This is a genomic window from uncultured Arthrobacter sp., assembly GCF_964021775.1.
Lineage (GTDB): Bacteria > Actinomycetota > Actinomycetes > Actinomycetales > Micrococcaceae > Arthrobacter.
This window is the reverse complement of the sequence record NZ_CAXHZI010000001.1, coordinates 47,702-73,783: the sequence shown is the minus strand read 5'-3', so window position 1 is coordinate 73,783 and position 26,082 is coordinate 47,702. Positions and strand designations below refer to the sequence as shown.

Below are 26,082 nucleotides of genomic sequence, written 5' to 3'. Positions count from 1 at the left end.
CTAGGGCACGGGTGCGCGGCCGGGGACCTGCCCCGGCGGCACCTTGGACAGCAGCGTCCGCGCTGCCATCTGGGCCATCTTCCGGGTCGCCGGCGACAAGAAGGCGCCCTCCCGCTGGATCAGTGCGATGGTGTCGAACAAGGGCTCCGCGAAAGGGACGGCATGGACGTTTTTCGGAAAACCGGGCCCGCTGACGATCGCCTGGGGAACAAAAGAGTCAGCCGCCCCTGTGGCGACCAGCCCCAGCGCCGTGTCGACATGTTCCACCTCGATGGCCGGATCGATTTTCAGGCCCTTAAGATGGGCGCGTTCCAGAATCTGCCGGCGGGTGGGGTCCCGCCAGCCGGCGAAGGCGTCATAAAGCACCAGCTTGGACCCGGCGAGCTCCTCAATGGTGACCGGGCCGCGTGAAGGATGCCGGGTGGCCGACACGAAAAACACTTCATCGCGGAAGAGCGGCCGCACCTGCAGGCCGGCTTCCGCCACCGGCAGCACAATCAGCCCCGCCTCAATCTCGCCCGACGCCACTGACTCGGCCACGGTCACCGAATTCAATCCGACAAGGCGCACCCTGACTTTCGGGTACCGGCGGTGGAAACGCTGCACCAGGTCGGCGAGGTCGTAGTGGGCTCCGTAGCGCAGCACTCCAAAGGTGCAGACGCCTCCCTCCAGCGCCGACATGGACCTCAGTGCCTCCACGCCGTTGTCGAACGAGGTGACCGACTGCAGCGCGTGGACCTGCAGTTCCACCGCCGCCGTGGTGGGAATGAGCCGCCGCCCGCCGCGGGTGAACAGGCTGTGCTGCAGCTCGTGCTCGAGTCTGCTGATGAGCTCGGAGACGGAGGCCTGGCTTGTTTCCAGTTTTCGTGCCGCCGCGGTGAAGGAACCAAGCTCGTAGGCCGCTAGGAAGGCCCGGAGTTGCGCGAGTGTCATGGCTAAACCCTGGCTCTCAGTAAGGCATTCGGCAGGTTTGCAGACAACGTTGCGGGGTGGACCGCTCGGGTGGCGCGGGCAAAAAACAGCTGTCTCAAGCATAGGACAACCCTGTATGAGGCACATGTTGGGGTCCCGTTGTGCGATGGCGCAGGCGTCAGTAGCTTTAGGCCATGCACATCACCCAGCGTGACCGGGCTCACATCCCGGGGAAGTTCACTACCCTCAAGGCCCCCGCCATCGAGGACGTGCCGGCGCAACGGCTTCCCGAAGTGGTGGACACGGTATCCGCAATGCTGGGTGACATCGAGGCCCGGGGCATGGACGCGGTCATCAAGTACGCCCGGGAGCTGGACGGGTGGCAGGGTACGAACCTGGAGATCAGCCAGAACGAGCTCGCAAAGACCGGCGAGTCACTCTCCCCGGAGCTTCGGGAGGCCCTGCTGGCCAGCGCGGAACGGACCAGGCTGTTCGCGGTAGAACAACGCGAACACCTCACCGATTTCGAAGTCGAGCTCATCCCCGGCGTCTTCACCGGACAAAAATACGTGCCCGTGGCACGCGTCGGAGCCTACCTTCCGGCGGGACGGTTCCCCATCCTTGCCAGCGCCTTCATGACAGTGGGGGTCGCCAAGGCCGCCGGCGTCCCCAACGTCCTGGCCTGCACGCCGCCAACCGCCCAGGGCGGAGGCAACCCCGCGGTGCTGTACGCCGCATACCTGGCCGGCGTGGACAGAGCGTTTGCCCTCGGCGGGGTCCAGGCCCTGGCCGCCATGGCCTTCGGACTCCTGGGGGAGCAACCGGTCGACATCCTGGTCGGCGCCGGCAACGCCTATGTCACCGAGGCCAAACGGCAGCTGTTCGGCCGCGTCGGCATCGACCTGCTGGCCGGCCCGTCCGAGGTCGCCGTGATTGCCGACGAATCTGCCGACGCTGAGCTGGTGGCCGCTGACCTCCTCGGCCAGGCCGAACACGGGCCGCAGTCGCCGGCCTCCCTCGTGACCACCTCCCAGGAGCTGGGAGAAGAGGTCATCAGGCACATCAACAAGCAGCTGCGGACGCTGGCCACCCGGGACATTGCGGGGCCGGCCTGGCGGGACTACGGCACCGTATATGTGGCCGAGGACCGGGAAACGGCGGTGCGGATCATGGATCTGCTGGCACCGGAACACCTGGAGATCCAGACCTCGGACGACGTTTACTACCACCACAACCTGCAGAACTACGGCTCCATCTTCCTGGGTCCCTGGTCGACGGTGGCCTACTCGGACAAGGGCTCCTCCGGCACGAACCACGTGCTCCCGACCGGAGGGGGCGCCCGGTCCTCGGCCGGGCTCTCCGTGTCCCGGTTCCTCAAACCCCTCACCTTCCAGCGCGTCGAAAAAAGTGCAACCCCGCGGCTGGCCAATTACGTCACCACGATCTCCGACACCGAAGGAATGGCAGCCCATAAGGCCACCGCCACTCTGCGGCTCGACCGCTTCAACCGGTAGAAATCCATCTCTAGCAAAAGGCACCTCATGATGAATACAAAAATCCTCCGCAAGCGTTTCGCTGCATTGGTGCCCATGGGCGTTGCTGTGGCCCTCGCCATGACCGCCTGTGGCTCCGGAGGCGGCGGGGGCGGGGCCAGCGGCGGCGGTGACCAGAAGACCATCACCATCGCCACGTCCAATGACGCCCCCTTCTCCTTTACCGACCAGGCCTCCGGCGAGCTCAAGGGCATCGACGGGGAAATGATCAACGCGATCGCCCAGGCCAAGGGCTGGAAGATCAAAGTCTTCACCTCCGAATACGCGACCCTGATCGCCGCGCTCAACGCCAAGAAAGCCGACGTGATCGTGGACGCCATGTACATCACCGACGAGCGGAAGAAGCAGATCAACTTCACCGACCCCTGGTATACGGAAGGTGAAGCGATGGTGGTCCCGGCGGATTCAACGCTGGCCTCGCGCGACGACGTGAAGGGCAAGGTTCTTGGCGCCCAGACCGGCACCGTGTTCAAGGACCTCGTCGACAGCCTTGGCGGCAGCCAGGTCAAGCTGTTCGACTCGCAGGCGTCCCTGCTGGCGGCGGTGGAAAACAAGCAGGTTGATGCGGTCTTCACCGACAGCGCCGTGATCGGTTACAGCCTGGTCCAGAAGCCGAATCCCAAGCTGAAGCTCGTCTCACCGTACAAGCCCTTCTACCCGGGCATCATCGGCGCCGGCGTCCGCAAAGAGGATTCGCAGCTGCTGCAGGACCTGAACTCCGGGCTGGCGGACCTCAAAAAGACCCCCAAGTACCTGGAGATCCTCAAGAAGTACGGGCTGACCGAAGCTAACGCCGTCAAATAAGTTCCAGCTTCCTGCCGGGCCGGCGTGATCCGCCACCGCGGAGCACGCCGGCCCCGCCCGACCCTAACCTAGGGATTTTCAGTGGACTTTATTACCAACACCATGGCCGTGTTCCCGGCGCTGCTGCAGGCCGTTCCCGTCGTCGTGCAACTGGCGCTTGGCGCCATGGCCCTGGCCCTCGTCCTGGGCCTCCTGATTGCCCTGGCCCGGATTTCCTCGATCAAAATCCTCCGCGGCATCGCCACGTTCTACCTGGAAGTGATCCGGGGAACTCCGTTGCTGGTGCAGCTGGTTTACATCTTCTTCGTCCTTCCCAGCATCGGCGTGAGCATCGAACCGGTTCCGGCCGGCATCCTGGGCCTGGGCCTGAACTACGCGGCCTACCTGTCCGAGGTCTTCCGCTCCGCGATCCTGTCCGTGGAGCACGGCCAGACCGAGGCCGCACTGTCCCTGGGCTACACGCCCACCAAGACGCTGTGGAAGGTGGTTATCCCGCAGTCTTTCGTGGTCTCGATGGGGCCGATCGGCAACTACTTCATTGCGATGATCAAGGACACTGCACTGACGTCGGTGATCGCCGTGACGGAGATCCTGAAGACGGCCAACATCCTCAACAGCCAGACATTCCAGACCACGGCCATCTACACCGCCGCGGCCATTCTTTATCTGATCATCAGCCTCCCACTCTCCCGCGTCGTGGTGGTGCTTGAACGAAAGGCACGGGCCAATGGCTGACGAGACCATTATTGACGTCCGCGACGTCCACAAGACGTTCGTCTCCGAGACGAAACCGACACTGTGGAAAAGGCTTTCCGGCAAGCCGCACGTGCAGAAGCGGGTGGAGGTCCTCAAGGGCGTGGACCTGGTGGTGCACCGCGGCGAAACCATCGCCATCCTGGGCTCCAGCGGATCCGGCAAAAGCACCCTGCTGCGCTGCATCAACAAGCTTGAGACCATCGACGCGGGCCGCATCTACGTCAACGGCCACCTGATCGGCTACGAGGAGCGCGGCGGCGAACTGATCGCCGAGAAAGCGTCCATCACGGCGCAGAAACGGACGGACATCGGCTTCGTTTTCCAGCACTTCAACCTCTTCCTGAACAAGACGGCGCTGGGGAATGTTATGGCGCCGCTGCGCGACGTCAAGAAGCTCTCCGCGGCGGAGGCCAGGAAAGTAGCCGTCCCCAACCTTGAAATGGTGGGCCTGGGCGACAAGATGGACAACTACCCCAGCAAGCTCTCCGGCGGCCAGAAGCAGCGGGTGGCCATTGCCCGGGCCCTGGCCATGGAACCCAGCGTCATGCTCTTCGATGAGCCGACCTCCGCGCTGGACCCGGAGCTGGTGGGCGAGGTGCTGTCCGTCATCAAGAAAATCGCCCAGCAGGGCACCACCATGGTGATCGTCACCCACGAGATGCAGTTCGCCCGGGACATCGCAGACCGGATCGTTGTCATGGATCAGGGCGTCATCGTGGAGGAGGGGCCGCCCAGCCGAATCTTCACCGCCCCGCAGCATCCAAAAACACGGGCGCTGCTGAGCCGCTCGGGCATCCTGCCGGCGTAGGCGGCAGGATTTAGGCGGGCACGTCCGGGGGGCGCGGACAGGCGCCGCTTCCGGGCATTCCCGCACGCCCGCGGGTAGAATCGTGGCCAGAACATCGCACCAACCACGCCGGCGCAGCGCCGGACTACGGAGATTTCATGTCACGATGGCTCGAGGTCGGCCAGGGCAACTATGTGCTGACCACCCAGGGATCCCTGCTCAACACCGGCCTGGTGGTGGGCACCGAACGCGCCATGGTGATCGACACCGGCGGCGGGCCCCGGCAGGGCCGCGAGATCCTGGACGCCGTGCGGGAAAAGACGCAACTGCCGCTGGTGGTCGTGAACACGCACGCCCACTACGACCACTTCTTCGGCAACGCCGTGTTCGCCGACGACGGCGTGACCGAGTTCTGGGGGCACGAAAACTGCGCCGCGGACATCGAGGAGAACGGGGACGCCCAGCGGGACCGCGTGGCGGCGGCGGAACCGGAAATGTCTGCCGGCGAGGGCGGCTCGGTGGAGCTGGTGGTTCCGAACGCCATCGTCAAGGACCAGCCAGTCCTGGTGGACCTGGGCGGCCAGACCGCAACGCTGTTCTACCTGGGACGCGGGCACACCGACGGCGACCTCCTGGTGGGCACGGGCACCACCCTCTACGCCGGCGACCTCGTGGAGCAAGGCGCGCACCCGTCCTTCGAGGACTCTTTCCCGGAGGAATGGGCCGATGCCCTCCGGCATATTTCCGCGCTCCGGCACCGCTACGAATTCCTGATCCCGGGCCACGGCGAACCCTGCAGCGACCAGTTCGTCAAGACCATGGCCAACACCATGAGCACGGCGGTGCGGCAGGCCACCCAAGCCACCCGCGAGACGCCGAACGACGCCACCAAAGCCATCCCCATCCTGCCCTACGGACCCGAGCAATCCCGGTGGTTCATCAAGCGCCTGCAGGAAACCCGGGCCCACCACTAAGGCGGTCCCACGCCCGGCTCCGCCCGGGCCGCGCCCGGCCGGGAAGTGGCCGGGTCGCGGCCGAAACTAAGGGTGCTCACGACTGCGCCTAGACTTGCACATTGAAAGAAGTCACAACAAGCGCCGCAGCGTGCTCCGCGGTGAGTCCTGGGGGAGAAACCAAAAGATGCCCGAATCGGTGGAAGACAACTCAGCTGCCACTGCTGAAAACTCAGGCCAGCCTGAACTTCGCCGCCGCCGCGACCTGCGTCGTGCCGACGGCGGGGATCCAGCTGTCCGGACAGGAACCATGCCGGTCGTCAACCCCCGCAGCATCCCCGCGGAAACCCCCGCCCGCCCGGCCCCGCCGCGCAGCAGCTCCTGGGCTGCGGCCGCCGAGGCCGCCGATGAGCGCTTTGGTCCCGCCACGGGCACCACTCCGGTGATCAGCCAGGTCCCTGCCGCGCCAAAGCCGCCGGCGGCCCCGCCGACGTCGGCCGCCCAGACGGTTGCCGCCCCGCCGGCGGCAGGGCCGACGACGGAGCCGGCCGCAGCGAAGACCGCGGCGCAGACAGCAGACCCCGCGGACGCTCCTGCCGCGGCGTCGGACCCGGCAACCGCCGCCGTTCCCCCGCAGCCCACCCGAGCCACCCGGTCCGCGGGCCGGGCCGCGGCCCTGGCCAACGCGCCGGTGCCGGACTTCATCAGCTCGCCCGGCCTCTTTGTCCGGGAACAGAAGCCCCGGCCGGTCGGCGGCTTCCGCGGCGCGCTCTACAAGATGACCGGCGGCAGCCTGAACCTGGGCCCAAGCGCCCGGCAACGCGAAGAGGACGAACTCGCGCGCCGGATTTCCCGCCAGCTCCAGGGCAGCTACAACACCGCGGTGCTGAGCCTCAAGGGCGGCATCGGCAAGACCTCCACCACCGTCGGCGTCGGGCTGACCCTGGCCGAATACCGCGGCGACCCGCCGTGCGCCATCGACGCCAACCCGGACTCGGGCGACCTCGTGGAGCGTGCCCTCGGCGAGGGGATCTATCAGCAGCAGGCGCCGCGGACCATCAGCGACCTGCTCCGCAACGTCGACTCGATCGATTCGCTGACCGCCCTGGCTCGCTACATGCACCACGCGGGCCGTCTGCACCTGATCGCAGGGGAACAGGATCCGGAGGTGTCCGACTCGCTCACCGCCGAGGAGTACCTGCGCATCCGCAAGCTCATCTCCGGCTACTACTCGGTGGCCCTCACCGACTGCGGCACCGGCGTCACCCACAACGCCATGAGCGGGATCCTGCAGTCCGCGGACAACCTGATCATCGCCGCGGGCTACGCCGTCAGCGGTGCCAAGCGGGCCCGGAGCACCCTGCACTGGCTTGCGGGCCACGGCTACGAGGACCTGGCCCGGAACGCCGTTGTCGTCATCACGGACAAGGACGAAGTCTCTTCCCGGGTGGACAAGGACGCCATCGAGGACCACCTCGCCGGTATTTGCCGCCAGCTGATCGCCGTCCCGCACGACCGCGGAGTGGCCGACGGCGACCTTGTCACCCTCGACTCGCTCCGGCCGGAGACCCGGCGGGCCTACCGGGAGATTGCGGCCGCAATCGTCGACGGCTACGTTTAGCGGCTACATTTAGGCCATGAGCAAGTATGCCGGGAACGACGCTGCCGTCCAGTTGCAGGACCTCATTGTGGGGACCGAGAACGTCGAGGACTTCCTGGAACGCCTCGCGGAGTTTGCCGCCTCCACCCTGAGCCACTCGCTGGGCACGGACATCGAATGCGGCGTGACCCTGCAGCGCCGGAAGAAGACCATGACCGTGGCCGGCAGCAGCAGCAACGCCGTCATGCTGGACCGGATCGAGCAAAGCCTGGGCGACGGGCCCTGCATCGAGGCGCTGCGGACCAAGGGCACCGTGTTGCTGGCAGACGTTGACACCGACCCGCGCTGGCCCGAATACCAGCAGCAGCTCAAGGCACACGGCTGCCTCAGCACCCTCGGGGTGCCCCTGGAGATCGGGGAGGACTCTGCGGCTGCGCTGAACTTCTTCGCCTCCACCACCGGCGTCTTCACCGCCGCAATCGTGGCCGAAGCCTCCGGATTCGCCGACCTCGCCGGCCGTGCGCTGCGCCTGGCCGTGCGGATCGGCACTGCCCAGGCCCGCGCCGAGGACCTGCAGGCGGCCATGGAACACCGCACCTCGATCGATCTGGCCTGCGGCGTCGTGATGGCGCAGAACCGGTGCTCGCAGGACGAAGCGATGGCCATCCTCACCCGGGTCTCCAGCAACCGGAACCAGAAACTGCGCGATGTCGCGGCAGATGTGCTCAAGAACGTCACAGGTGAGGAAATCCACACCCACTTCGACGGCTGAACCTTCGGGCGGCCGAACCTCCGGCCGGCTGGGTACAGCCGGGCCTAGGATGAAAGCGATGACCACAACAAGCCCCGCCGCCTTCAGCCTCCGCAGCATCGCCGTCCCGGCCTTCGGCCCGGCCCTGCTGTTCAGCATCGGCGAGGGGGCGATCCTGCCGGTGGTGGCACTGTCCGCGCGGGACCTGGGCGCCTCGGTCGCCGTCGCGGCCCTGGTGGTGACACTGATCGGGCTTGGCTCCTGGTTCTTCAACCTGCCGGCGTCGCTGATCACGCTGAAGTTCGGCGAGCGCTGGGCGATCGTCGGGGCCGCGGCCGCAAGCGCCGTAGCCCTCGCGGCGGCCGCCGTCGCCCCGCTGGTGCCGGAGGGCCTCTGGCTGCTGGCCGCGGCGATGGTGGTGGTGGGCATGGCCGCCAGCGTGTTCAGCCTGGCCCGGCAGAAATACCTGACCGAGGCCGTGCCCGTCGTTCTGCGTGCCAGGGCCCTCTCCACCTTGGGCGGGGTCAACCGGATCGGCATCTTCATCGGCCCGTTTATCGGCGCGGCGGTGATGCAGTTCGGCGGCATCACCGCCGCCTACTGGGCAGGCGTGGTGGCCATGGCCGCAGCCGCAGCCCTGTCGGTGACCATCCCGGATCTGGCCGCCGTGCCCGGCCCGGCCGACGGTACACCGGCCCCGCAGCCGACGCTGCGCAGCGTCGCCGCCTCCCACGCCGGAGTGTTCCTGAGCGTGGGCCTGGGGGTGCTGCTGCTCAGCGCGCTGCGCGCCTCCCGCCAGGTGGTCATTCCGCTGTGGGCCGAGCACCTGGGCATGGACGCCACCCAGGCGTCGCTGATCTACGGCATCTCCGGGGCCATCGACATGCTGGTTTTCTATCCGGCCGGGAAGCTGATGGACCGCAAGGGCCGCCAGTGGGTCGCGGTGCCCTCCACGCTCATCATGGGCACGGCCATGCTGCTGATCCCGCTCAGCACCGGCTTCGTGGGCCTGCTGCTCGCCGCACTCCTGATCGGATTCGGCAACGGCATCAGCTCCGGGCTGAACATGACGCTCGGAGCCGACTTCTCGCCGGATAACGGCCGCGGCCAGTTCCTCGGCATCTGGCGGTTCATGGCCGACGCCGGCGCCACCGGCGGCCCGGTGCTGCTCTCCGGCGTCACCGCCGCGGCGTCGCTAGGGGCCGGCGTGGGCGCCACCGGCGTGCTCGGCTTCGCCGCTGCCGCCGTCTTCGCGATCACCATTCCGCGGCTCAGGCACCGCCGCAACTACTGAGGGCGGCGGCACCCGCTGCGCCAGCTGCCGCACCACATACTCCGCATCCCGGCCGACGCCGCCGATCAGGCCCGAGGTGAGCGCGTACTGGAAGGGCAGGCCGACGAAGTACAGCCCCGGCACGCCGGGGACGACGCCCCGCCTCGTTTGCGGCCAGCCCGACGGCGCCCGCTCCGGCCCGCGGACCCAAGCCAGGTCCGGGCGGTACCCGGTGGCCCAGATGACCGTCCGCACGCGGGCCGAAGCGCCGCCGTCGAACACGGGACGGCCGTCCGCGGTGCCGGTGAACCGTGGCATCCGGACCACTCCGGCGCGGTCAAGGTCCTTCGATGAGATCCGGATCAAGGGGGCGCCGCGCTGGTGGAAGGTGGCCGCGACCTTGCGCCCTGCCGGTGTGCGCAACGTCAGCACCGAGTGGATGAACCGCCAGTACGCCCCGCCGGCGTAGCGGAGCAGGGGGTCGGGGATGTGCGGGGTGGGCCGGCCGGCGAGCAGCACCCGGTGCCCGGCCGAGAGTTCCAGGGCGATTTCCGCGCCCGAGGTTCCGGCGCCCACCACCAGCACCTCGCCGTCCGGGATATCGGCCGGACCGCGGTATTGCGAACTGTGGAGTTGACCGATGCCGGGATCCAGCCCGGCGGCGGCGTCCGGAATGCGGGGGAGCACGTTCGCGCCGGCCGCCACGATGACGTTGCGCGCCCGCACCGTCCCGCCCGCGGTGTCGACGGTGAACCCCGAACCCGCTGCGGTGATGCCGTCCACGCGGACACCCGTCCGCACCGGCAGGCCGAAGTGGGATGCATAGTTTTCGAGGTAGGCGGCGAACTCGTCCTTGCCCGGATAGGTGTTCCGTGCCGCCGGGAACGGCAGGCCGGGAAGGCCGTCGTGCTGGGCCGGGGTGAACAGGCGCAGCGAATCCCAGCGGCGCCGCCACGCCTCGCCCACCCGCGGGGCTTCCTCCAGGATCTCGAACCGCAGTTTCGCGCGGGCGAGGTGATAGCCGGCGGCCAGTCCCGCCTGGCCCGCCCCGATAACGACTGCATCAAGTTGCTGACTGTCCTGGTTCATGGCCGCCGCCTCCTTGCTGGGGCACCCCTATTGGCTTATAACTAGAATACCGTTCCAGTGAGTGGAGCGGTAGTCTAATGCCATGCAAAAAGTGACGCGCCGGGCGATCCAGGCGGCCGGCACGCGGGACGTCATTGTCGAAGCGGCCGGCCGGTTGTTTGCCGCCGACGGCTACGTCCAGACCACCATCGACGGGATTGCGGCAGCGAGCGGGGTGGCCGTCCAGACGGTCTACAACTCGGTGGGCAACAAGGCGGCGCTGCTCTCCGCCGTCCTGGACAGCGCGGCGGCGGGGCCCGGGGCGCAGGCGGGCGTACTGGACCTCATGCGGGAGCGGACCCGGCAGGCTGCCGACTTCGACGCCCTGATCGCCGTACTGGCGGACTGGTTTGTTGAGGTCCACCCTCGCACCGCCGGAATCAACGCCGTCATCGCCCGGGCCGCGGCCGTGGACGACACCGCCGCGCAGCTGGAACGGGACCGCGGGCAGCAGCGGCTCCGCCGCTATGCGGAAGCCGCCGCGGCAGCCCGGGCGCGCGGCGGACTCAGCTCCGGAATGTCCGACGCCGAGGCGGCCGCAGCCATCTGGTCGCTGGGACATCCCCAGGTGTACCGCGCCATGGTGCAGGATGCCGGCTGGCCGGTACCGGCCTACCGGGAGTGGATAGCCAAGGCGCTGGCCGCGGCGCTCCGCTAGGGCACCGGACGCAGGCGCCGGAGGTTTCAGACGCTTCCGGCGGCCCGCCGTCGTCGTGCGGCGTGGCCGAACAGCCACACGCCGGCAATGGTGGCGAGGTACCCGGTGATGACGATCAGCGAGGTGCCCGCCCAGAAGTAGTTTGTGGTGCTGCCCTCCTGGCCCGGTCCCGGGGCGATCTTCAGCAGTGAATAGGCGGCCACCGCCGCGGAGGCCAGCCCCGCCAGCACCGGGACGGCGACCCACAGCCGGGCCGAGGCCCAGTGGGCGTTGTAGCCGTTCCACACGTTCCAGCCGGGCCCGCTGCGCATGATCAGCCAGCCCGCCGGCAGCATGAAGGCTCCGACCACCAGGAAGGCTGCCACCACATCGGCGGGCCGGTGCCACTGGTTGATGAGTGTGGACACCCCGGTGGCGACGGCGAAGCTGCCGCCCAGGAATCCGACCAGCGGCCGCCAGCGCGGCGAAACCATCAGGAAGACCGCGGCCGCAGCCGAGGCCGCCAGGGTGGTGTGGCCGGACGGGAGGGAGTTGAATTCCAGGGTTTCGATCCCGCGGAACGGCCGCACCGGGACCAGGTCCTTCAGGATCTGGGTGGCGACGTTGGCCCCCGCGGCAGCCGCGACGGCGATGCCGGCGGCTGCCCAGCGGCGGCGGGCCACGGTCACGAAGATCACCACCACCGACGCGATCAGCACGGAGAGGGCGGGCAGCCAGTCGAGGAGCTTGTTGCTCGCCTTGCCGGCCGCGCCGTGGATTTCCACCGCTTCGACCAGCGCGGACTCGTCAATGAACTGTCCGGTGGTGGTGCGTACGAAGAAGTAGTAGGTGGCGGCCAGCGCGGCGGCGCAGCCCACGGTGGCCAGCAGGAAGAGCAACCCGGTGGCCCGGCCCGGGCCGCGGGGCGCCGGTGCTGGTTCCGGGCGCACCGCGGAGCGGACCGGGGCGCGGACCGGCCGGGGGCCGTCCACTACCGTGGGCTCGTTGGTGCGTTCCTGCCGAAAACTCATGCTTTACAGGTTCCCATAGAACACTGCGAATTTTCCGGGGGCATCCCGCCAGCATCCTGCGCGAGTAGTGTTTTGCCATGGACACCGTGGACCGGAACCCGGACCCTGCCTTCCCGCTGGTCCATCCACGGCCCGCGCAGGGCTGGACCGGCGCTCCGGCCGGGCTGAGTTACCTGGAGGGCCGGTACCACGTCTTCTTCCAGTACCGCCCCGGGCCGGCGCGGCAGGGCCCGAGCTGCTGGGGACACCTGAGCTCCCCGGACCTGCTCCGCTGGGACGAGCATCCCGTGGCGCTCCGGCCCCAGCCGGCGGGGCCGGACCACCTGGGCTGCTGGAGCGGCGTCGTGACAGACGACGCCGGGGTCCCCACCGCCGTGTATTCAGCCGCCGCCGGGGACGGGCGTGCCCCGGTGGTCCTGGCCCGGGGTTCCGCCGGGCTGACGGACTGGCGGCAGGAGGGACAGGCCGCGGCGCTGGCGCCCGCGGACCCCCGCGTCATCGCGGTGCGTGATCCGTTCCTGTTCCACTTCCAGGGCCGGCGCTTCGCCCTGCAGGGGGCGGGCCTGGCGTCGGGACACGCCGCCGTGCTGCTCTACCGGGCGGACGAGCTGCGCCATTGGCGGTACGAGGGCATCTGGTTCGGCACCGGGAACGCCCTGGCCGCCAGGCACCTGCCGGCCAGCAGCTGGGAGTCTCCGCAGCTGGTCCGGGTGCCCGATTCCTCCGGGGCCGAGACCTGGCTCCTGATGGCATCCCTCCGGCACGGCCCGGACCTGCAGCACCACCCCGGCCGCGTGGGCTACCTGCTGGGATCCCTCGTGACGGACCCGGCCACGGGGCTGCCGCTCTTCACCCCGGAGACGGGCGGACAAGCGGACCTCGGGCCGGACTTCTACGCCCCGCAAATCCTGTCCCTGCCCGGCCGGTCCCTGCTGTGGGGCTGGGCCGACGAGGTGCCGGACCCGGACGGGCGCGCCGGCCGCGGCCCGGCGGAAACGGATGCCGCGGGCTGGTCCGGCCTGCTGACCTTCCCGCGCCAGCTGGCGGTGCACGGGGACGCGCTCGCCGTCGAGCCGGCACCCGAGCTGCACGGCTACCGGGGCCGGCAGCGCGCCAGAGGCGTTGCGGGCACCCTGCGCCTGCCCGCCCGGGCCGAAGCCGCCGTCACCGGCGGCGAAGGCCGGATCCGGCTGGTCCTGGCCACGGCCGCGCAGGCCCGGGCAGTCTTTGCGGACACCGTGGCCGGCGGGGATGAGCTGCGGATCTTCGTGGACGGTTCGATCGTGGAGGTCTACCGGCACGGTTCCGTGCCGGCCACGGTGCGCGCCTACCCCGCGCCGGGCGAGGAGTGGCACCTGGAACTACCACACGGTGCCGCGGCCGACGTCTGGGACCTGGAGCAGCCCCGGGCCAGCTAGCGCGGCGCCGCGGGTAGAGTACATCCATGCCCACCCCTGCCGACCGCCCGATGCCCTCCGGCCTGAACCCCGGCGGCGTGGAGGAACTCCTGGACCTCGCCCGCGTGGTCACCCTGCCCATGCGGGTGAAGTTCCGCGGCATCACGCAGCGTGAGGCCCTGCTGCTCCCGGGGCCGCTGGGCTGGGGTGAGTTAAGCCCCTTTCCCGAGTACGGTGACGCCGAAGCCTCCCGTTGGCTCGCCGCCGCCATCGAAGCCGGCTGGCACGGTTTCCCGGCACCCCGCCGGGCCAGCATTCCGGTCAACGCCACTGTGCCCGCGGTCGCCGCGGAGCGGGTGCCGGAGATCCTGGCCCGCTTCGGCCGGGTGGACGCCGTCAAGGTCAAGGTGGCGGAGCGCGGACAGACGCTCGACGACGACGCCGCCCGGGTGGCCGCCGTCCGTGCCGCGCTGCCGGACGCCATGATCCGGGTGGACGCGAACGGGGGCTGGGATGTCCGCCAGGCCGTCGCGTCACTGACCCGGCTGGCCGACGTCGGACTGGAATATGCCGAACAGCCGGTGCCGGACATCGAAGGCCTCGCCGAGGTGCGCCGCCGGCTCCGGGCCGCGGGCACGCCGGTGCTGATCGCCGCGGACGAGAGCGTGCGCAAGGAAGAGGACCCGCTCAAAGTGGCGCGCGCCGGCGCCGCGGACCTGGTGGTGGTCAAGGTCGCGCCCCTGGGGGGAGTGCGGCGCGCCCTGGACATCGTGGCGCAGGCCGGGCTGCCCGCCGTCGTCAGTTCCGCGCTGGACACCTCCGTAGGGATCCGCGCCGGGCTCGCGCTCGCCGCCGCCCTGCCCGAACTGCCCTACGCCTGCGGGCTCGGCACTGTGTCGCTGCTCGCCGCCGACGTCACCGGCCACTCCCTGGTCCCCGACGACGGCGCCATCCGGCTCCGCGACGTCGCCGTCGATTCCGGCCTCCTGGACGAATACGCCGCGCCGCCGGAGCGGAGGGATTGGTGGCTGGACCGGCTCCGCCGCGTCCACGCCGTCCTGGCAGCATCGACTGCACCGTAGCGGCCCTGAAGAACGCCCTAATGAACGCCGAAAAGGGCGTTTACGGTGCAGCGGACGGTCGGGCCGGAACTGAGAGCGTTCACCCGATTTTCACCTTGAGGACGGCTCCGCGACGTCCGCCACTGGCAGGGTGGCGGGGACGCATCCCTCTGCTTTGGAAGGTCCCCTCCATGTCTGTCTCCTCCGGACGCAAGTTCTCCCTGCTGCCCATGCTGGGCCACACCAAGGGCAAGCGCAGCCCCGTAACCTGTGCACTCAAGTGCGACAACGCCTGCTCCGGCGAGGTCTGCAACAGCAGCTCCAACGACTACTTCCGCGACATTGCCTCCGCCACGATGTCCCGCCGCTCCGCCCTCGGCTTCGGCGCCGCCGGCGCGCTCGCCGTCGTCTTCGGCAACGCCGTGACCTCCGCGGAGCCGGCAGCCGCCGGCGGCCAGGGCCTCGCCGCTGCCGCGAAGACCGGCTTCGGCAAGTCCAAGCTGCAGTTCACCGCCATTGCCCCGGTGGACGCTGCCGTCGACGCGTTCACCGTCCCGGCAGGCTTCAGCTGGCAGCCGATCATCCGCTGGGGCGACCCGCTCTTCAACGACTCGCCCGCCTTCGACGTGGACCGCCAGAGCGCCGCGGCGCAGGCCCGCCAGTTCGGCTACAACAACGACTACACGGACATCCTGCCGCTGGACGCCAAGGACCGCCGTGCCGTGCTCTTCACCAACCACGAGTACACCAACGAGAGCATCATGCTCCCGGCCGGCTTCGACGCCGCGGAAACCCGGGCCATCGGCCGCGCCGCCCACGGCCTCACCGTCGTCGAGCTGGAGCGCAAGAACAAGAACCAGCCGTGGCGCTACGTCCAGGGCGCCCCGCTGAACCGCCGCTTCCTTAGCGACACCAGCTACGAACTCACGGGCCCGGCTGCCGGCTCCGCCCTCGTCACCACCGTTGCCGACCCGGCCGGGCGGACCATCAAGGGCACGCTGGGCAACTGCTCCGGCGGCACCACCCCGTGGGGCACCATCCTTTCCGGCGAGGAGAACTTCAACGGTTACTTCGTCTCCGCCGGGACGTCCGCCGCGGACAAGCGCTACGGCCTGACCAGCAAGCCCACGGCCCGGCAGTGGGAGCTCGACGATCCCCGTTTCGACACCCGCAACCCCGGCTACGCCAACGAAAGCAACCGCTTCGGCTGGATCGTGGAGGTGGACCCGCAGGACCCGACGTCGACGCCGAAGAAGCACTCCGCGATGGGCCGCTTCAAGCACGAGGGCGCCAACGTCATCGTGGCCGCCTCCGGGCACGTCGTCGCCTACATGGGGGACGATGAGCGTTTCGATTACCTCTACAAGTTCGTTTCCAGGGACAAGTACCGTCCCGGGACGACGGCGGCCGACCGCCGGCACAACATGACGCTGCTTTCCGAAGGCGACCTCTACGTCGCCAAGTTCAGCGGCGACTCCCCGGCAGCCGAGATCGACGGCTCCGGCAAGCTCCCCGCCGACGGCGCCTTCGACGGCGCCGGCGTTTGGCTCCCGCTGGTGGTGGGCGGCAAGTCCATGGTGTCCGGAATGTCGGTCGAGGAAGTCCTGGTCTACACCCGCCTCGCCGCGGACAAGGTGGGTCCCACCAAGATGGACCGCTGCGAGGACGTCCAGCCGAGCCTGCACACCGGCAAGGTCTACGTGGCCTGCACCAACAACACGGACCGCGGCAAGACCGGCAAGGAGGGCGCCACCGAGGTCAACCCGCGCACCCTGAACCGCGACGGCCACATCGTGGAAATCACCGAGACCGGGGACCAGACCTCCACCAAGTTCAACTGGAACCTGCTGATGGTCTGCGGCGACCCGGCCAAGAACACCTCCGCGTACTTTGCCGGTTTCCCGGCCGACAAGGTCTCGCCGATCTCCTGCCCGGACAACCTGGCCTTCGACTCGGTCGGCAACCTGTGGATTTCGACCGACGGCGCGCCCTCCAGCACGGGCTACGCCGACGGGCTCTTCAAGGTCACCCTCGCCGGGGTCGAGCGCGGCCGCGTGGAGCAGTTCCTTGCCGTGCCGCGCGACGCCGAGACCTGCGGACCCATCATCCACGATGAGGAGCGGCACGTCTTCGTCGCCGTGCAGCACCCGGGCGAGGACGGCAGCTTCGAGGCGCAGAACTCCCGCTTCCCGGACTACGTCGGGGCCGGTGCCACGCCGAAGCCGGGCCAGGCACGGGTTCCGCGCCCGTCCGTGGTCCAGGTCTTCCGCACCCACGACTGACCTCCTGCCGCCGGCCCCCGGACCCTCCCTCACGTTTGGCGGCTTTCGGGCCGACCCTCCCTCACGTTTGGCGGGTTTCGGGTTGACGCTCCCTCACGTTTGGCGGGTTTCGGGTTGACGCTCCCTCACGTTTGGCGGGTTTCGGGTGGACGCTCCCTCACGTTTGGCGGGTTTCGGGTGGACGCTCCCTCACGTTTGGCGGGTTTCAGGTTGACGCTCCCTCACTTATCGCAGTTCGACAGCGAAAGGTGAGGGAGCGTTGGTTGGTATGCGGCGTGATGTGAGGGAGCGTTGGTCGGTGGGCGGCCGGATGTGAGGGAGCGTTGGTTGGTGTGCGGCCGGATGTGAGGGAGCGTTGGTCGGTGGGCGGCGTTATCTGAGGGAGCGTCCGGGGTGCGGTGGAACTGATAATTTGAACAGTGTGAATAATCCGGCCGAGATGGTTGTCCCCAGAGTCCAGGCAGCTATTGCCCACGCGTTCGGCGAGGAGTACCGCCAGACGGACCCGGTGATCCGGCCCTCGCAGTTCGCGGACATCCAGATCAACGCCGCCATGGCCCTCGCCAAGAAGGTCGGGCTGCCGCCGCGCGACGCCGCCGCCCGGATCGTGGAGTCGCTGGACCTCGACGGCGTCTGCAGCCTGGTGGAGATCTCCGGGCCCGGCTTCATCAACCTCACCTTCGACGGCACCTGGATCGAGGAACTGCTTAACGCGCCGGAACCCGCCGGCACGGGCGCGCAGCCGGCGCCGTTGCACCGCGTCGTCGTCGACTATTCCTCCCCGAACGTGGCCAAGGAAATGCACGTCGGACACCTGCGGACCACGGTGGTGGGGGACAGCATCGTGCGCGTGCTCGAGGCGCTGGGCCACACCGTGATCCGGCAAAACCACATCGGCGACTGGGGCACCCCGTTCGGCATGCTGATCGAACACTGGCTCGAGGTGGGGGAGGACTCGCCCGAGGCAGCCCTGCTGGTCGACGACCCGAGCGCGTTCTACCAGGCCGCTCGGGCCAAGTTCGACGCCTCTGCCACGGACCCGGAAGGCTTCGCAACCCGCGCCCGCCTCCGCGTGGTGGCGCTGCAGGGCGGCGATCCGGAAACGTTCGCCGTCTGGCAGCGGCTCGTGGCGCAGTCCAAGCGCTATTTCAACGCGATCTACGCCATGCTCGGCATCAGCCTCACCGACGACCACATCGCCGGCGAAAGCTCCTACGACGCGCACCTCGCACAGCTGTGCCAGGAACTCGAGGAGCGCGGCATCGCCCGAATCAGCGAGGGCGCGCTCTGCACCTTCCCGGCCGGCTTCACCGGCCGGGACGGCGAGCCCTTGCCGCTCATCATCCGCAAATCCGACGGCGGCTACGGCTACGGCACCACCGACCTCGCCACCATCCGGTACCGGGTCCGCGAGCTTGAAGCGGACCGCGTGCTGTACGTCGTCGGCGCACCGCAAAACGTGCACTTGCGGATGGTCATGGCCACGGCCCGCGACGCCGGCTGGCTGCCGGAGACGGTGGAGGCCACCCACGTCCAGATCGGCAACGTGCTCGGCGAGGACGGCAAGATCCTCAAGTCCCGCGCCGGGAATCCGGTCAAGCTGATGGCGCTGCTGCAGGAAGCCGTCGACCGCGCCCGGGCCGTCATCGACGCCAGCCGGCCCGAGCTCAGCGACGCCGAACGTGCGGTCACGGCCCGGCAGGTCGGCATCGGCGCCGTCAAGTACGCCGACCTCTCCACCGGCCATGACACCGAATACGTCTTTGACTTCGACCGGATGCTGGCCCTGACCGGCAACACCGGGCCGTACGTCCAGTACGCCGCCGCCCGGATCCGTTCCATCCTGCGCAAGGCGGGGGCGCTGGAACAGCACCTCGACGGCGCCGCTTCCGCCGCCTCCGGGACCGCCACGGTCAACGGCGCGGCCCCCGCGGCAGCGATCGCCGTCGTCGAACCCGCCGAACGCGCGCTGGCACTGCACCTGCTCGAATACGGCGCCACCCTGCAGAAAGTCGGCGAACTGCTCGAACCGCACCGCCTCTGCGCCTACCTGTTCGAACTCGCGCAGCTCTTCACCTCCTTCTATGACCAGTGCCCCGTGCTCAAGGCGGAGGAATCCGTCCGTGAATCGCGGCTGGCCCTCTGCGGCCTGGTGCTGCGGCGCCTCTCCAGCGGCCTGGACCTGCTGGGCATCGAGACGCCGGAGAACATGTGAGCCCGGACGGGCAGCCGGCCGTGCCTGCCCCGGGCGGCCAGCTGGGCGCGGTCGAAGCCGCGCGGGTGGCAGTCGCAGCCCTGATCGGGGCCGGGGTGCGCTACGTCGTGGTGGCCCCGGGGTCCCGCTCAGCGCCGATGGCCTACGCCCTCGCCGAGGCCGACGCCGCCGGCCGGGTCGAGCTGCTGGTCCGGATCGACGAACGGGACGCCGGCTTCACTGCGCTGGGCCTGGCCCTGGCCACCGGAGCCCCCGCGGCCGTGCTGACCACCTCCGGCACCGCCGTAGGGAACCTGCTGCCCGCCGTGATGGAGGCTAACCACGCCGCCGTGCCGCTGGTGGTCCTCTCAGCCGACCGGCCCGAGGAACTCCGCGGCACCGGCGCCAACCAGACCACCGTGCAGCCGGACCTCTTCGGCGAACATGTCCGCTTTGCCGCCGACGTGCCCGCGGGCGACAATCCGCTCCGCGCCGTCGAGACCGCGCTCAGCGCCGCCACCGGGGCCTTCGAGGACATCCCGCCCGGGCCGGTGCAGCTGAACCTCGCCTTCCGCGACCCGCTGGTCCCGGCGGCGGGCGACCGCCTGGACGACGCCTCCGCCCGCCGGGTCCACCAGGCGCCGCGGCACCCGCTCGCGCTGGACTTCCCGGCGGCCTCCGCGGCGCTGCCCGAGCGGCGCACCGTGGTCCTCGCCGGGCACGACGCCGGCCCGGTCGCCGAGGCGTTCGCCCGCGCCCACGGCCTGCCGCTGCTCGCCGAACCCTCCTCCAACGCCCGGTTCGGCCCCAACGCGGTAGGCCCATACCGGCTGCTGCTGGAGCACTTCGGCCCGGAGTCCGCCCAGCCGATCGAACGGGTGGTGCTGTTTGGCCGCCCCACCCTGTCCCGGCCGGTCTCCGCGCTGCTTGCCCGCGCCGACGTCCCCTCCGCCCTTTACCAGCCGGTTCCGGTGGCCTGGTACGAGCCGGGCCGCCGCACCGAACTGCCGCTGCAGACCCTGGCGGACCTGGCCGACTTCGCTGGCCGTGGGAGCGCGGCGTGGCTCGATGCGTGGCTGCTGGCCGGTGCCGCCGCGCAGCACGCCCTGGACCTGCTGCTCTCCGGCACCGCCGCGGGCAGTGCCGCGGGCAGTGCCGCGGCCGCCGCCGCGGACGTCCCAGCCTCCGGCCCTGGTGTGGGCGCGCTGGTCTGGGAGCACACCCGCGGGCAGCTCGTACTGGGCTCCTCCAACGGGATCCGCGACGTCGACCTCGCAGGTGCCCCTCCGCAGGAACCCCAAGCCACCGTCTTCGCCAACCGGGGACTGGCCGGAATTGACGGGACCCTCGCCACGGCCACCGGCATCGCCGTCGGCGGCCGGCAGGAAACCACCGTGCTGCTGGGTGATGTGACCTTCCTGCACGACGCCGGCGGGCTGCTGCTGGGCGCGGGAGAGACCGTGCCGGCGCTGCGGATTGTGGTCCTGAACGACGCCGGCGGGGCCATCTTCGGACTGCTGGAGCACGGCGCCGTCGAGCAGTCCGGCCGCTACGGCACCGCCGTCGAACGCCTCTTCGGCACCCCGCACACGGTGGACCTGTCCGCCCTCGCCGCCGCGTACGGCGTTGCGCACCGCGCGGTCAGCACGACGGCGGACCTCGCCGCGGCACTGGCGGAACCCGTGCAAGGCCGCAGCATCATCGAAGTGCGGACCGACCGGCACGGCCTGCGCGAACTGCACGGCCACATCCGCGCCGCCGCCGCCGCCGCCGTGACCGGGGTCCTGGGCCGGTAGCAACGTGGTTTCCGCTACGCAACCGCGTTTCCGCTACGCAAAAGGACAGCCGCTACGTGGATCCACGTAGCGGCTGTCCGAAATCGAGGCGGAAAGGGTTACTCCGCGATATCGATGTGCGTCGGGTCCAGGACGCGGCGGAGGAATTCCTTGGTGCGCGGCTGGGTGGGGGCGCCGATGACCTGCTCGGCCGGGCCTTCCTCCACCACCACGCCGCCGTCCATGAAGACCACGCGGTCGGCGACTTCGCGGGCGAAGCCCATCTCGTGGGTCACCACCAGCATGGTCATGCCCTCCTTGGCCAGGTTCCGCATGACGGCGAGCACATCGCCCACCGTCTCCGGGTCCAGGGCCGAGGTGGGCTCGTCGAAGAGCATCAGTTCGGGGTCCATGCTCAGCGCCCGGGCAATGGCCACACGCTGCTGCTGGCCGCCGGAGAGCTGGTCCGGGAACCGGTCCGCGAGGTGGTCCAGGCCCACGCGGGCCAGGTTCTTTCGGGCCACCGCCGAGGCGTCGGCCTGGCTGCGCTTGAGCACCTTGGTCTGCGCGATCGTGCAGTTCTGCAGCGCGCTCAGGTGCGGGAAGAGGTTGAACTGCTGGAACACCATGCCGACCTTGCGGCGCATCTTGTCGATGTCCACGTCCGGGTCGGTCGATTCGAAGCCGCCGACGTGGATGGTGCCCACGTTGGGCTGCTCGAGCAGGTTCACGCAGCGCAGCAGGGTCGACTTGCCGGAACCGGAGGGCCCGATCAGGCACACCACTTCGCCGGGAGCGACCTCGAGGTCGATGCCTTTGAGGACCTCGTTGGAGCCGTACGACTTGCGGAGCTCCTTAATGGACACCCCGGCGGCCTGGATCTGCTTCGCAGCTGCCGATGACGTTGATTCAGTCATGGTGAGCCCTAGCCCTTCGTCTTGGCGGTTCGGGATTCAAAGCGGCGGGCCAGAATTCCGAGCGGAACGGTGATGATCAGGTAGCAGGCGCCGGCGATCACCAGCGGCGTCAGGCCGGCGTTGGGCTGCGTGATGCCGTCACGGCCGAACTTGGTGAGCTCGTACTGCGACGCCGCCAAGCCCAGCAGGTAGACCAGGGACGAGTCCTTGGTCAGCAGGATGACCTCGTTGGTCAGCGGCGGCAGGACGATCTTGAACGCCTGCGGAATGACAATCGAGACCATGGCCCGCCAGTGCGGCATGCCCAGCGAGCGGGCCGCCTCGAGCTGCCCCTTCGGCACGGCCTGCAGGCCGGCGCGCAGGGTTTCGGCGATGTACGCCGCAGCCACCATGCCCAGCGCCAGCATGACCGTGACGTAGATGTCGAAGCGGACGCCGAACGCCGTCGGGATGCCGAAGCCGAAGGCAATGAAGACCAGCAGGGCCGGGACGCCGCGGAAGAACTCGATGTACAGCGTGGCGATCCAGCGCCACACGGCCACCGAGGAGAGCTTCATCAGCGCCAGCAGCAGGCCGCCGGAGAGGCCCACCACAAAGCTCAGCGCCGTGTAGATCAGGGTGTTCTTCAGCGCCAGGGTGATGATCTCCGGGAACTGCTTGACCGCGGAGTCCCAGTTGAAGAACGCCTTGCCGATGGAGGCCCAGTCGGCGAAGAGGATAAACAGGACGACGGCGAGTGCCAGCAGTCCGTACTGAACGGACCGGCTCACGCGGGCCCGTTGGCGAACAGTCAGTGCCATGTGATTTGCCTTTTACATGTTGCTGGGCGGTTCCGGGTCAGGAACTGGCCGGAGCCAATGACTGATCCGGAACCGCCCCGCTGTGGTCGGTCCGGGCTGGTGGGTTACTTGGCGGCTTCGCCGAACCAGGTGGTCTTGAGCTTGGTGATGGTGCCGTCGTCCGCAAGGCGCTTGAGGGTCTTGTTGACCGAGTCGGTCATAGCCTTGTTGTCCTTCTTGACCGCGACGCCGAGCTGCTCGCCGGTCTTGTAGGTCTCGGCGAACACCAGGGAGTCGTCGCCCTTGGCCGCGAAGCCGAGTACCGACTGGTTGTTGATCGCCGCGTCGACGCCGCCGGTCTTGATCGCCTGGATCAGCAGGCCGGTGTTCTCGTACTGGATCGTCTCCAGGCCCTTGGACTTGGCGTATTCCTCGCCGGTGGTGCCCTGCTGGACGCCGACCTTCTTGCCCTTGAGGTCGGCCAGGTTCTTCAGCCCGGACGCCTTGGTCACGAGCAGCGACAGGTCGTCGTCGAGGTACGGGGTGGAGAAGTCCATCACGGTCTTGCGCGCATCGGTGATGGAGATGCCGGAGACGGCAACATCGCACTGATTGGTGTTCAGGGCCTGGCCGGACTGGATGCCCTCGAAGGCAACGGTGAGGACGTTCGGCTCGACCTTGAGGTCCTTGGCGATCTCGGAGGCCAGATCCATGTCGAAGCCGACGTTCTTGCCGTCCTTGACGAATTCGAACGGCTCGTAGGGGATGTCCGAGCAGACCGTGAGCTTGCCTGATTCGATCAGCTTGACGCCGGAATCGGTGGTGGTCGAGCCGCCGGAGGTGCTGCAGCCGGTCAGGGCGAGGGCGCCGACAGCGACGAGGGCTGCCGCTTTGGCCGCGGAGCCGGCCAGAAGGGAACGGGAGATCAGCATTTCTTTACCTTTTGTTGCAGGGGCATGCGTGACAAAACGGCTTTTAGTCTATCGCCGAATAAGAGATGTGCATCACAGGAAACTTAGTTTCACTATTGGATAACTATAGGCAGGCAAAATTCAAGAGGGCGCGCCCGGCGGCTGTCTGTAATTCCGGATTCGTTTCGCCGGCAGAAACGGGCGGGGCACTCCGGGCCCCGCCCCGCGGACGCCCCCGCCCCGCGGAGGCCCCGGGCCCGGCCCCGACGCTCCGGGCCCCGCGGACGCTACGGACGCCCGGCCGGTAGGGGAGTCAGCTGCTGATGCCGAGGGACTCCAGCATCGGCCGGAACTTCGCCCAGGTCTCGGCCAGTTCGGCTTCGGGCACGGACCCCTCCACCACGCCGCAGCCGGCGTAGAGCCGGACCGTGTCCGGACCCTCGATGACCGCGCCGCGCAGCGCGATGCCCCACTCGCCGTTGCCGGCGGCGTCGAGCCAGCCGACCGGGCCGGCGTACGGGCCGCGGTCCAGGTGTTCAAGTTTGCGGATCAGGGCGCCGGCTACGGTGGTGGGCGTACCGCAAACCGCGGCGGTCGGGTGCAGCGCGTTGATCAGGGCCAGGCAGGTGGGCACGTGGCCTTCCACCTCGGTCAGTTCGGCCTTCACGTCCGAGGCCAGGTGCCAGACGTTCGGCAGTTCCAGGATGAACGGCTCGCTGTGCGCGTTCATGGCCTCGGAGAACGGCGCCAGCTGGGTGGTGAGCGACTGGATGGCGATGTCATGCTCATGCCGCTGCTTCTCGGACCCGGCGAGCACCCGTTCGGCGAACTCCAGCGGCGAGCCGGCCATGCCGTCGGCGTCGCGGCGGTCCAGGGTGCCGGCCAGGACGCGTGCCTGCGCCGTGCGGCCCTCCACCTGGATCAGCATCTCGGGGGTGGAACCCACCAGGCCGTCCACGCCGTAGGTCCAGCACTCCCGGTAGCGGACCGCGAGTTCCCGCAGGATCTCGGCGGCATCCACGCCGTCGGGCACGGTGGCCACGATGTCCCGGGCCAGCACCAGCTTTTCCAGCGCGCCGGTGCGGATCTCGGCGACGCCCTCGGCGACGGCGGCCATCCAGTCCGCCTCGCTGAGCGAGCCGGTGCTGAGTTTCGCGTCCCGCCCGGCTTGGTCCGCGGCCGACGACGCCACGGCCGACGACGCCGACGCCGCCGCGTTGTCCGACGCCGGGGTTGGACCGGCGCCGTCCACGTCGAGCCAGCGGCGCAGGGCGGCGCGGGCGCCCGCCTCGGTGAGCTCGCCGTCGTCGAACGTGAGCTGGGTGAGCCAGGCGTTGCCGTCACGCAGGCCCACCACGATTTCGGGGACGATCAGCCGGGAAGCGTGCGCGGAAACCTTGGAGAAGGCGAACGAGCCAAAGGCCACCGGGCCGGTACCGGGGCCGCCGACGAGGTCGGTGATCTCCGCCTCGAGGACCAGGTGCCGCCACCAGATGTCCGCTTCGAGGAACCGCTCGGGCCCGGTGACGCTGAACCGGGCCACCTCACCGAAGCCCACCAGGCCGGCCTCGCGGCGCGTCCAGCAAAGCACGTCGTCGCGGACCAGGAACGACGGCAGCCCCCCGGGGAACGAATCGGCATCGAGGGGGACTGTCAGTGTCCTGATAATTCGGGTACGGAACGCGCTGGTCATGATGAGACAACACTACTCCCGCAGCGCGCCGCGCCCCGGCCGGCCCGGTGGTTAGGGGGTGCGTCGAAGATTTGAGACAATAACGGGGTGAACCGAGCATCCTTGGATAAGCGTCCGGACGAAGTAGCCACGATGTTTGACGACGTCGCCCCCAAATACGACGTCGTCAATGACGTCCTGTCGATGGGACAGACGCGCCGCTGGCGCCGGATCGTCGTCGAAGCCATGGATGTGAAGGCGGGCCAGCGTGTGCTGGACCTGGCCGCGGGAACCGGCACGTCCAGCGAGCCGTACGCGGATGCCGGCATCGACGTGATCGCCTGCGATTTCTCCCTGGGCATGCTCAAGGTCGGCAAGCGCCGCCGCCCGGACATCGATTTCATCGCCGGCGACGCCACCCGCCTGCCCTTCGCGGACAACACCTTCGACGCCAGCACCATCTCCTTCGGCCTGCGCAACGTCAACGAGCCCAAGAAGGCCCTCGCCGAGATGCTCCGGGTCACCAAGCCCGGCGGCCGGCTGGTCATCGCCGAGTTCTCCCAGCCGGTGGTGCCGCTGTGGCGGACCATGTACACCGAGTACCTGATGCGCGCGCTGCCCGCGATTGCCGTCAAGGTCTCCTCCAACCCGGACGCTTACGTCTACCTCGCCGAGTCCATCCGCGCCTGGCCGGACCAGGACCACCTCGCGGCCTGGCTGCAGGAAGCTGGCTGGGAGTCCGTCACGTACCGCAACCTCAGCGGCGGAATCGTCGCTGTCCACCGTGCGCAGAAGCAGGCCGGCCCGGCAGCCGGCCCCGCCGCGGGCGCCGCGGCACTGGCCAACCACACCGGCCCCGTGGCCAAGCTGCGGCGCAACATCACCCGGCCCGAACGTTAGCCGACAGCC

The 26,082-nt window shown here is 69.2% G+C and carries 22 protein-coding genes; 15 read left to right on the top strand and 7 right to left on the bottom strand.

The window, feature by feature from the left end:
- Positions 1-933: a LysR family transcriptional regulator gene (locus tag ABIN76_RS00320; RefSeq protein ID WP_346957731.1), complete on the bottom strand. Its 933-nt coding sequence runs from the start codon at positions 931-933 to the stop codon at positions 1-3.
- 173 nt (positions 934-1,106) lie between these two features.
- On the opposite strand from ABIN76_RS00320, the gene hisD reads away from it, so the two are divergent.
- From hisD to ABIN76_RS00280, 8 genes are all read left to right on the top strand, one after another.
- The gene (hisD, locus tag ABIN76_RS00315; protein ID WP_346957730.1) at positions 1,107-2,426 is read left to right on the top strand and encodes a histidinol dehydrogenase; all 1,320 of its coding nucleotides are present in this window, start codon (positions 1,107-1,109) and stop codon (positions 2,424-2,426) included.
- A 27-nt stretch (positions 2,427-2,453) separates the two neighbouring features.
- Complete coding sequence (locus ABIN76_RS00310) at positions 2,454-3,269, top strand: ABC transporter substrate-binding protein (protein WP_346957729.1); 816 nt, start codon at positions 2,454-2,456, stop codon at positions 3,267-3,269.
- Positions 3,270-3,350: 81 nt separating this feature from the next.
- Positions 3,351-4,004, top strand: a complete 654-nt coding sequence (locus ABIN76_RS00305) for an amino acid ABC transporter permease (protein WP_346957728.1) — start codon at positions 3,351-3,353, stop codon at positions 4,002-4,004.
- On the top strand, positions 3,997-4,833 hold the full coding sequence (locus tag ABIN76_RS00300) for an amino acid ABC transporter ATP-binding protein (RefSeq protein ID WP_346957727.1): 837 nt from the start codon (positions 3,997-3,999) through the stop codon (positions 4,831-4,833). Before ABIN76_RS00305 ends, ABIN76_RS00300 begins: the two co-directional genes overlap by 8 nt.
- Positions 4,834-4,970: 137 nt before the next feature.
- Positions 4,971-5,786: an MBL fold metallo-hydrolase gene (locus ABIN76_RS00295; RefSeq protein ID WP_346957726.1), complete on the top strand. Its 816-nt coding sequence runs from the start codon at positions 4,971-4,973 to the stop codon at positions 5,784-5,786.
- 289 nt (positions 5,787-6,075) lie between these two features.
- Entirely contained in the window at positions 6,076-7,386 is a 1,311-nt protein-coding gene (locus ABIN76_RS00290) for a MinD/ParA family protein (RefSeq protein WP_346957725.1), read from the top strand.
- 16 nt (positions 7,387-7,402) lie between these two features.
- On the top strand, positions 7,403-8,137 hold the full coding sequence (locus tag ABIN76_RS00285; protein ID WP_346957724.1) for a GAF and ANTAR domain-containing protein: 735 nt from the start codon (positions 7,403-7,405) through the stop codon (positions 8,135-8,137).
- A 58-nt stretch (positions 8,138-8,195) separates the two neighbouring features.
- A complete protein-coding gene (locus ABIN76_RS00280; RefSeq protein ID WP_346957723.1) occupies positions 8,196-9,410 on the top strand; it encodes an MFS transporter in 1,215 nt (404 codons plus the stop codon).
- Here ABIN76_RS00280 and ABIN76_RS00275 read toward each other — a convergent pair.
- The gene (locus ABIN76_RS00275; RefSeq protein WP_346957722.1) at positions 9,312-10,478 is read right to left on the bottom strand and encodes an NAD(P)/FAD-dependent oxidoreductase; all 1,167 of its coding nucleotides are present in this window, start codon (positions 10,476-10,478) and stop codon (positions 9,312-9,314) included. The genes ABIN76_RS00280 and ABIN76_RS00275 overlap by 99 nt on opposite strands.
- 82 nt (positions 10,479-10,560) lie before the next feature.
- Between ABIN76_RS00275 and ABIN76_RS00270 the strand changes: the two genes are divergently transcribed.
- Positions 10,561-11,175 (top strand): TetR/AcrR family transcriptional regulator, encoded by a 615-nt coding sequence (locus tag ABIN76_RS00270; protein WP_346957721.1) that lies wholly within the window; start codon positions 10,561-10,563, stop codon positions 11,173-11,175.
- A 26-nt stretch (positions 11,176-11,201) separates the two neighbouring features.
- Here the strand turns inward: ABIN76_RS00270 and ABIN76_RS00265 are convergent, their stop codons facing one another.
- Complete coding sequence (locus tag ABIN76_RS00265; protein WP_346957720.1) at positions 11,202-12,185, bottom strand: phosphatase PAP2 family protein; 984 nt, start codon at positions 12,183-12,185, stop codon at positions 11,202-11,204.
- 77 nt (positions 12,186-12,262) lie between these two features.
- On the opposite strand from ABIN76_RS00265, the gene ABIN76_RS00260 reads away from it, so the two are divergent.
- The 5 genes from ABIN76_RS00260 (at position 12,263) to menD (ending at position 20,915) form a co-directional block, all read left to right on the top strand.
- Entirely contained in the window at positions 12,263-13,603 is a 1,341-nt protein-coding gene (locus ABIN76_RS00260) for a glycoside hydrolase family 32 protein (RefSeq protein ID WP_346957719.1), read from the top strand.
- A gap of 26 nt (positions 13,604-13,629) precedes the next feature.
- Positions 13,630-14,664 (top strand): o-succinylbenzoate synthase, encoded by a 1,035-nt coding sequence (locus tag ABIN76_RS00255; protein WP_346957718.1) that lies wholly within the window; start codon positions 13,630-13,632, stop codon positions 14,662-14,664.
- A gap of 170 nt (positions 14,665-14,834) precedes the next feature.
- Positions 14,835-16,925: a PhoX family phosphatase gene (locus ABIN76_RS00250; RefSeq protein ID WP_346957717.1), complete on the top strand. Its 2,091-nt coding sequence runs from the start codon at positions 14,835-14,837 to the stop codon at positions 16,923-16,925.
- A 439-nt stretch (positions 16,926-17,364) separates the two neighbouring features.
- Positions 17,365-19,140, top strand: coding sequence for an arginine--tRNA ligase (argS, locus tag ABIN76_RS00245; RefSeq protein WP_346957716.1), 1,776 nt, complete (start codon positions 17,365-17,367; stop codon positions 19,138-19,140).
- On the top strand, positions 19,137-20,915 hold the full coding sequence (gene menD, locus ABIN76_RS00240) for a 2-succinyl-5-enolpyruvyl-6-hydroxy-3-cyclohexene-1-carboxylic-acid synthase (RefSeq protein WP_346957715.1): 1,779 nt from the start codon (positions 19,137-19,139) through the stop codon (positions 20,913-20,915). Before argS ends, menD begins: the two co-directional genes overlap by 4 nt.
- A 98-nt stretch (positions 20,916-21,013) precedes the next feature.
- Here menD and ABIN76_RS00235 read toward each other — a convergent pair whose 3' ends face one another.
- From ABIN76_RS00235 to ABIN76_RS00220, 4 genes are all read right to left on the bottom strand, one after another.
- Entirely contained in the window at positions 21,014-21,811 is a 798-nt protein-coding gene (locus ABIN76_RS00235; RefSeq protein WP_346957714.1) for an amino acid ABC transporter ATP-binding protein, read from the bottom strand.
- 8 nt (positions 21,812-21,819) lie between these two features.
- Positions 21,820-22,611: an amino acid ABC transporter permease gene (locus ABIN76_RS00230; protein WP_346957713.1), complete on the bottom strand. Its 792-nt coding sequence runs from the start codon at positions 22,609-22,611 to the stop codon at positions 21,820-21,822.
- Between the two features lie 104 nt (positions 22,612-22,715).
- Positions 22,716-23,522, bottom strand: a complete 807-nt coding sequence (locus tag ABIN76_RS00225; RefSeq protein WP_346957712.1) for an ABC transporter substrate-binding protein — start codon at positions 23,520-23,522, stop codon at positions 22,716-22,718.
- Between the two features lie 292 nt (positions 23,523-23,814).
- Entirely contained in the window at positions 23,815-25,194 is a 1,380-nt protein-coding gene (locus tag ABIN76_RS00220) for an isochorismate synthase (protein WP_346957711.1), read from the bottom strand.
- An 87-nt stretch (positions 25,195-25,281) separates the two neighbouring features.
- On the opposite strand from ABIN76_RS00220, the gene ABIN76_RS00215 reads away from it, so the two are divergent.
- Positions 25,282-26,073 (top strand): demethylmenaquinone methyltransferase, encoded by a 792-nt coding sequence (locus ABIN76_RS00215; RefSeq protein WP_346957710.1) that lies wholly within the window; start codon positions 25,282-25,284, stop codon positions 26,071-26,073.
- The last annotated feature ends 9 nt before the right edge of the window (positions 26,074-26,082 follow it).

Excerpts from the sequence above, each read along its gene's own strand:
- ABIN76_RS00320 (WP_346957731.1), bottom strand. The coding sequence starts at position 933 with ATGACACTCGCGCAACTCCGGGCCTTCCTAGCGGCCTACGAGCTTGGT.
- hisD (WP_346957730.1), top strand. The coding sequence starts at position 1,107 with ATGCACATCACCCAGCGTGACCGGGCTCACATCCCGGGGAAGTTCACT.
- ABIN76_RS00310 (WP_346957729.1), top strand. The coding sequence starts at position 2,454 with ATGATGAATACAAAAATCCTCCGCAAGCGTTTCGCTGCATTGGTGCCC.
- ABIN76_RS00300 (WP_346957727.1), top strand. The coding sequence starts at position 3,997 with ATGGCTGACGAGACCATTATTGACGTCCGCGACGTCCACAAGACGTTC.
- ABIN76_RS00295 (WP_346957726.1), top strand. The coding sequence starts at position 4,971 with ATGTCACGATGGCTCGAGGTCGGCCAGGGCAACTATGTGCTGACCACC.
- ABIN76_RS00290 (WP_346957725.1), top strand. The coding sequence starts at position 6,076 with ATGCCGGTCGTCAACCCCCGCAGCATCCCCGCGGAAACCCCCGCCCGC.
- ABIN76_RS00285 (WP_346957724.1), top strand. The coding sequence starts at position 7,403 with ATGAGCAAGTATGCCGGGAACGACGCTGCCGTCCAGTTGCAGGACCTC.
- ABIN76_RS00280 (WP_346957723.1), top strand. The coding sequence starts at position 8,196 with ATGACCACAACAAGCCCCGCCGCCTTCAGCCTCCGCAGCATCGCCGTC.
- ABIN76_RS00275 (WP_346957722.1), bottom strand. The coding sequence starts at position 10,478 with ATGAACCAGGACAGTCAGCAACTTGATGCAGTCGTTATCGGGGCGGGC.
- ABIN76_RS00270 (WP_346957721.1), top strand. The coding sequence starts at position 10,561 with ATGCAAAAAGTGACGCGCCGGGCGATCCAGGCGGCCGGCACGCGGGAC.
- ABIN76_RS00265 (WP_346957720.1), bottom strand. The coding sequence starts at position 12,185 with ATGAGTTTTCGGCAGGAACGCACCAACGAGCCCACGGTAGTGGACGGC.
- ABIN76_RS00260 (WP_346957719.1), top strand. The coding sequence starts at position 12,263 with ATGGACACCGTGGACCGGAACCCGGACCCTGCCTTCCCGCTGGTCCAT.
- ABIN76_RS00255 (WP_346957718.1), top strand. The coding sequence starts at position 13,630 with ATGCCCACCCCTGCCGACCGCCCGATGCCCTCCGGCCTGAACCCCGGC.
- ABIN76_RS00250 (WP_346957717.1), top strand. The coding sequence starts at position 14,835 with ATGTCTGTCTCCTCCGGACGCAAGTTCTCCCTGCTGCCCATGCTGGGC.
- argS (WP_346957716.1), top strand. The coding sequence starts at position 17,365 with ATGGTTGTCCCCAGAGTCCAGGCAGCTATTGCCCACGCGTTCGGCGAG.
- ABIN76_RS00235 (WP_346957714.1), bottom strand. The coding sequence starts at position 21,811 with ATGACTGAATCAACGTCATCGGCAGCTGCGAAGCAGATCCAGGCCGCC.
- ABIN76_RS00230 (WP_346957713.1), bottom strand. The coding sequence starts at position 22,611 with ATGGCACTGACTGTTCGCCAACGGGCCCGCGTGAGCCGGTCCGTTCAG.
- ABIN76_RS00225 (WP_346957712.1), bottom strand. The coding sequence starts at position 23,522 with ATGCTGATCTCCCGTTCCCTTCTGGCCGGCTCCGCGGCCAAAGCGGCA.
- ABIN76_RS00220 (WP_346957711.1), bottom strand. The coding sequence starts at position 25,194 with ATGACCAGCGCGTTCCGTACCCGAATTATCAGGACACTGACAGTCCCC.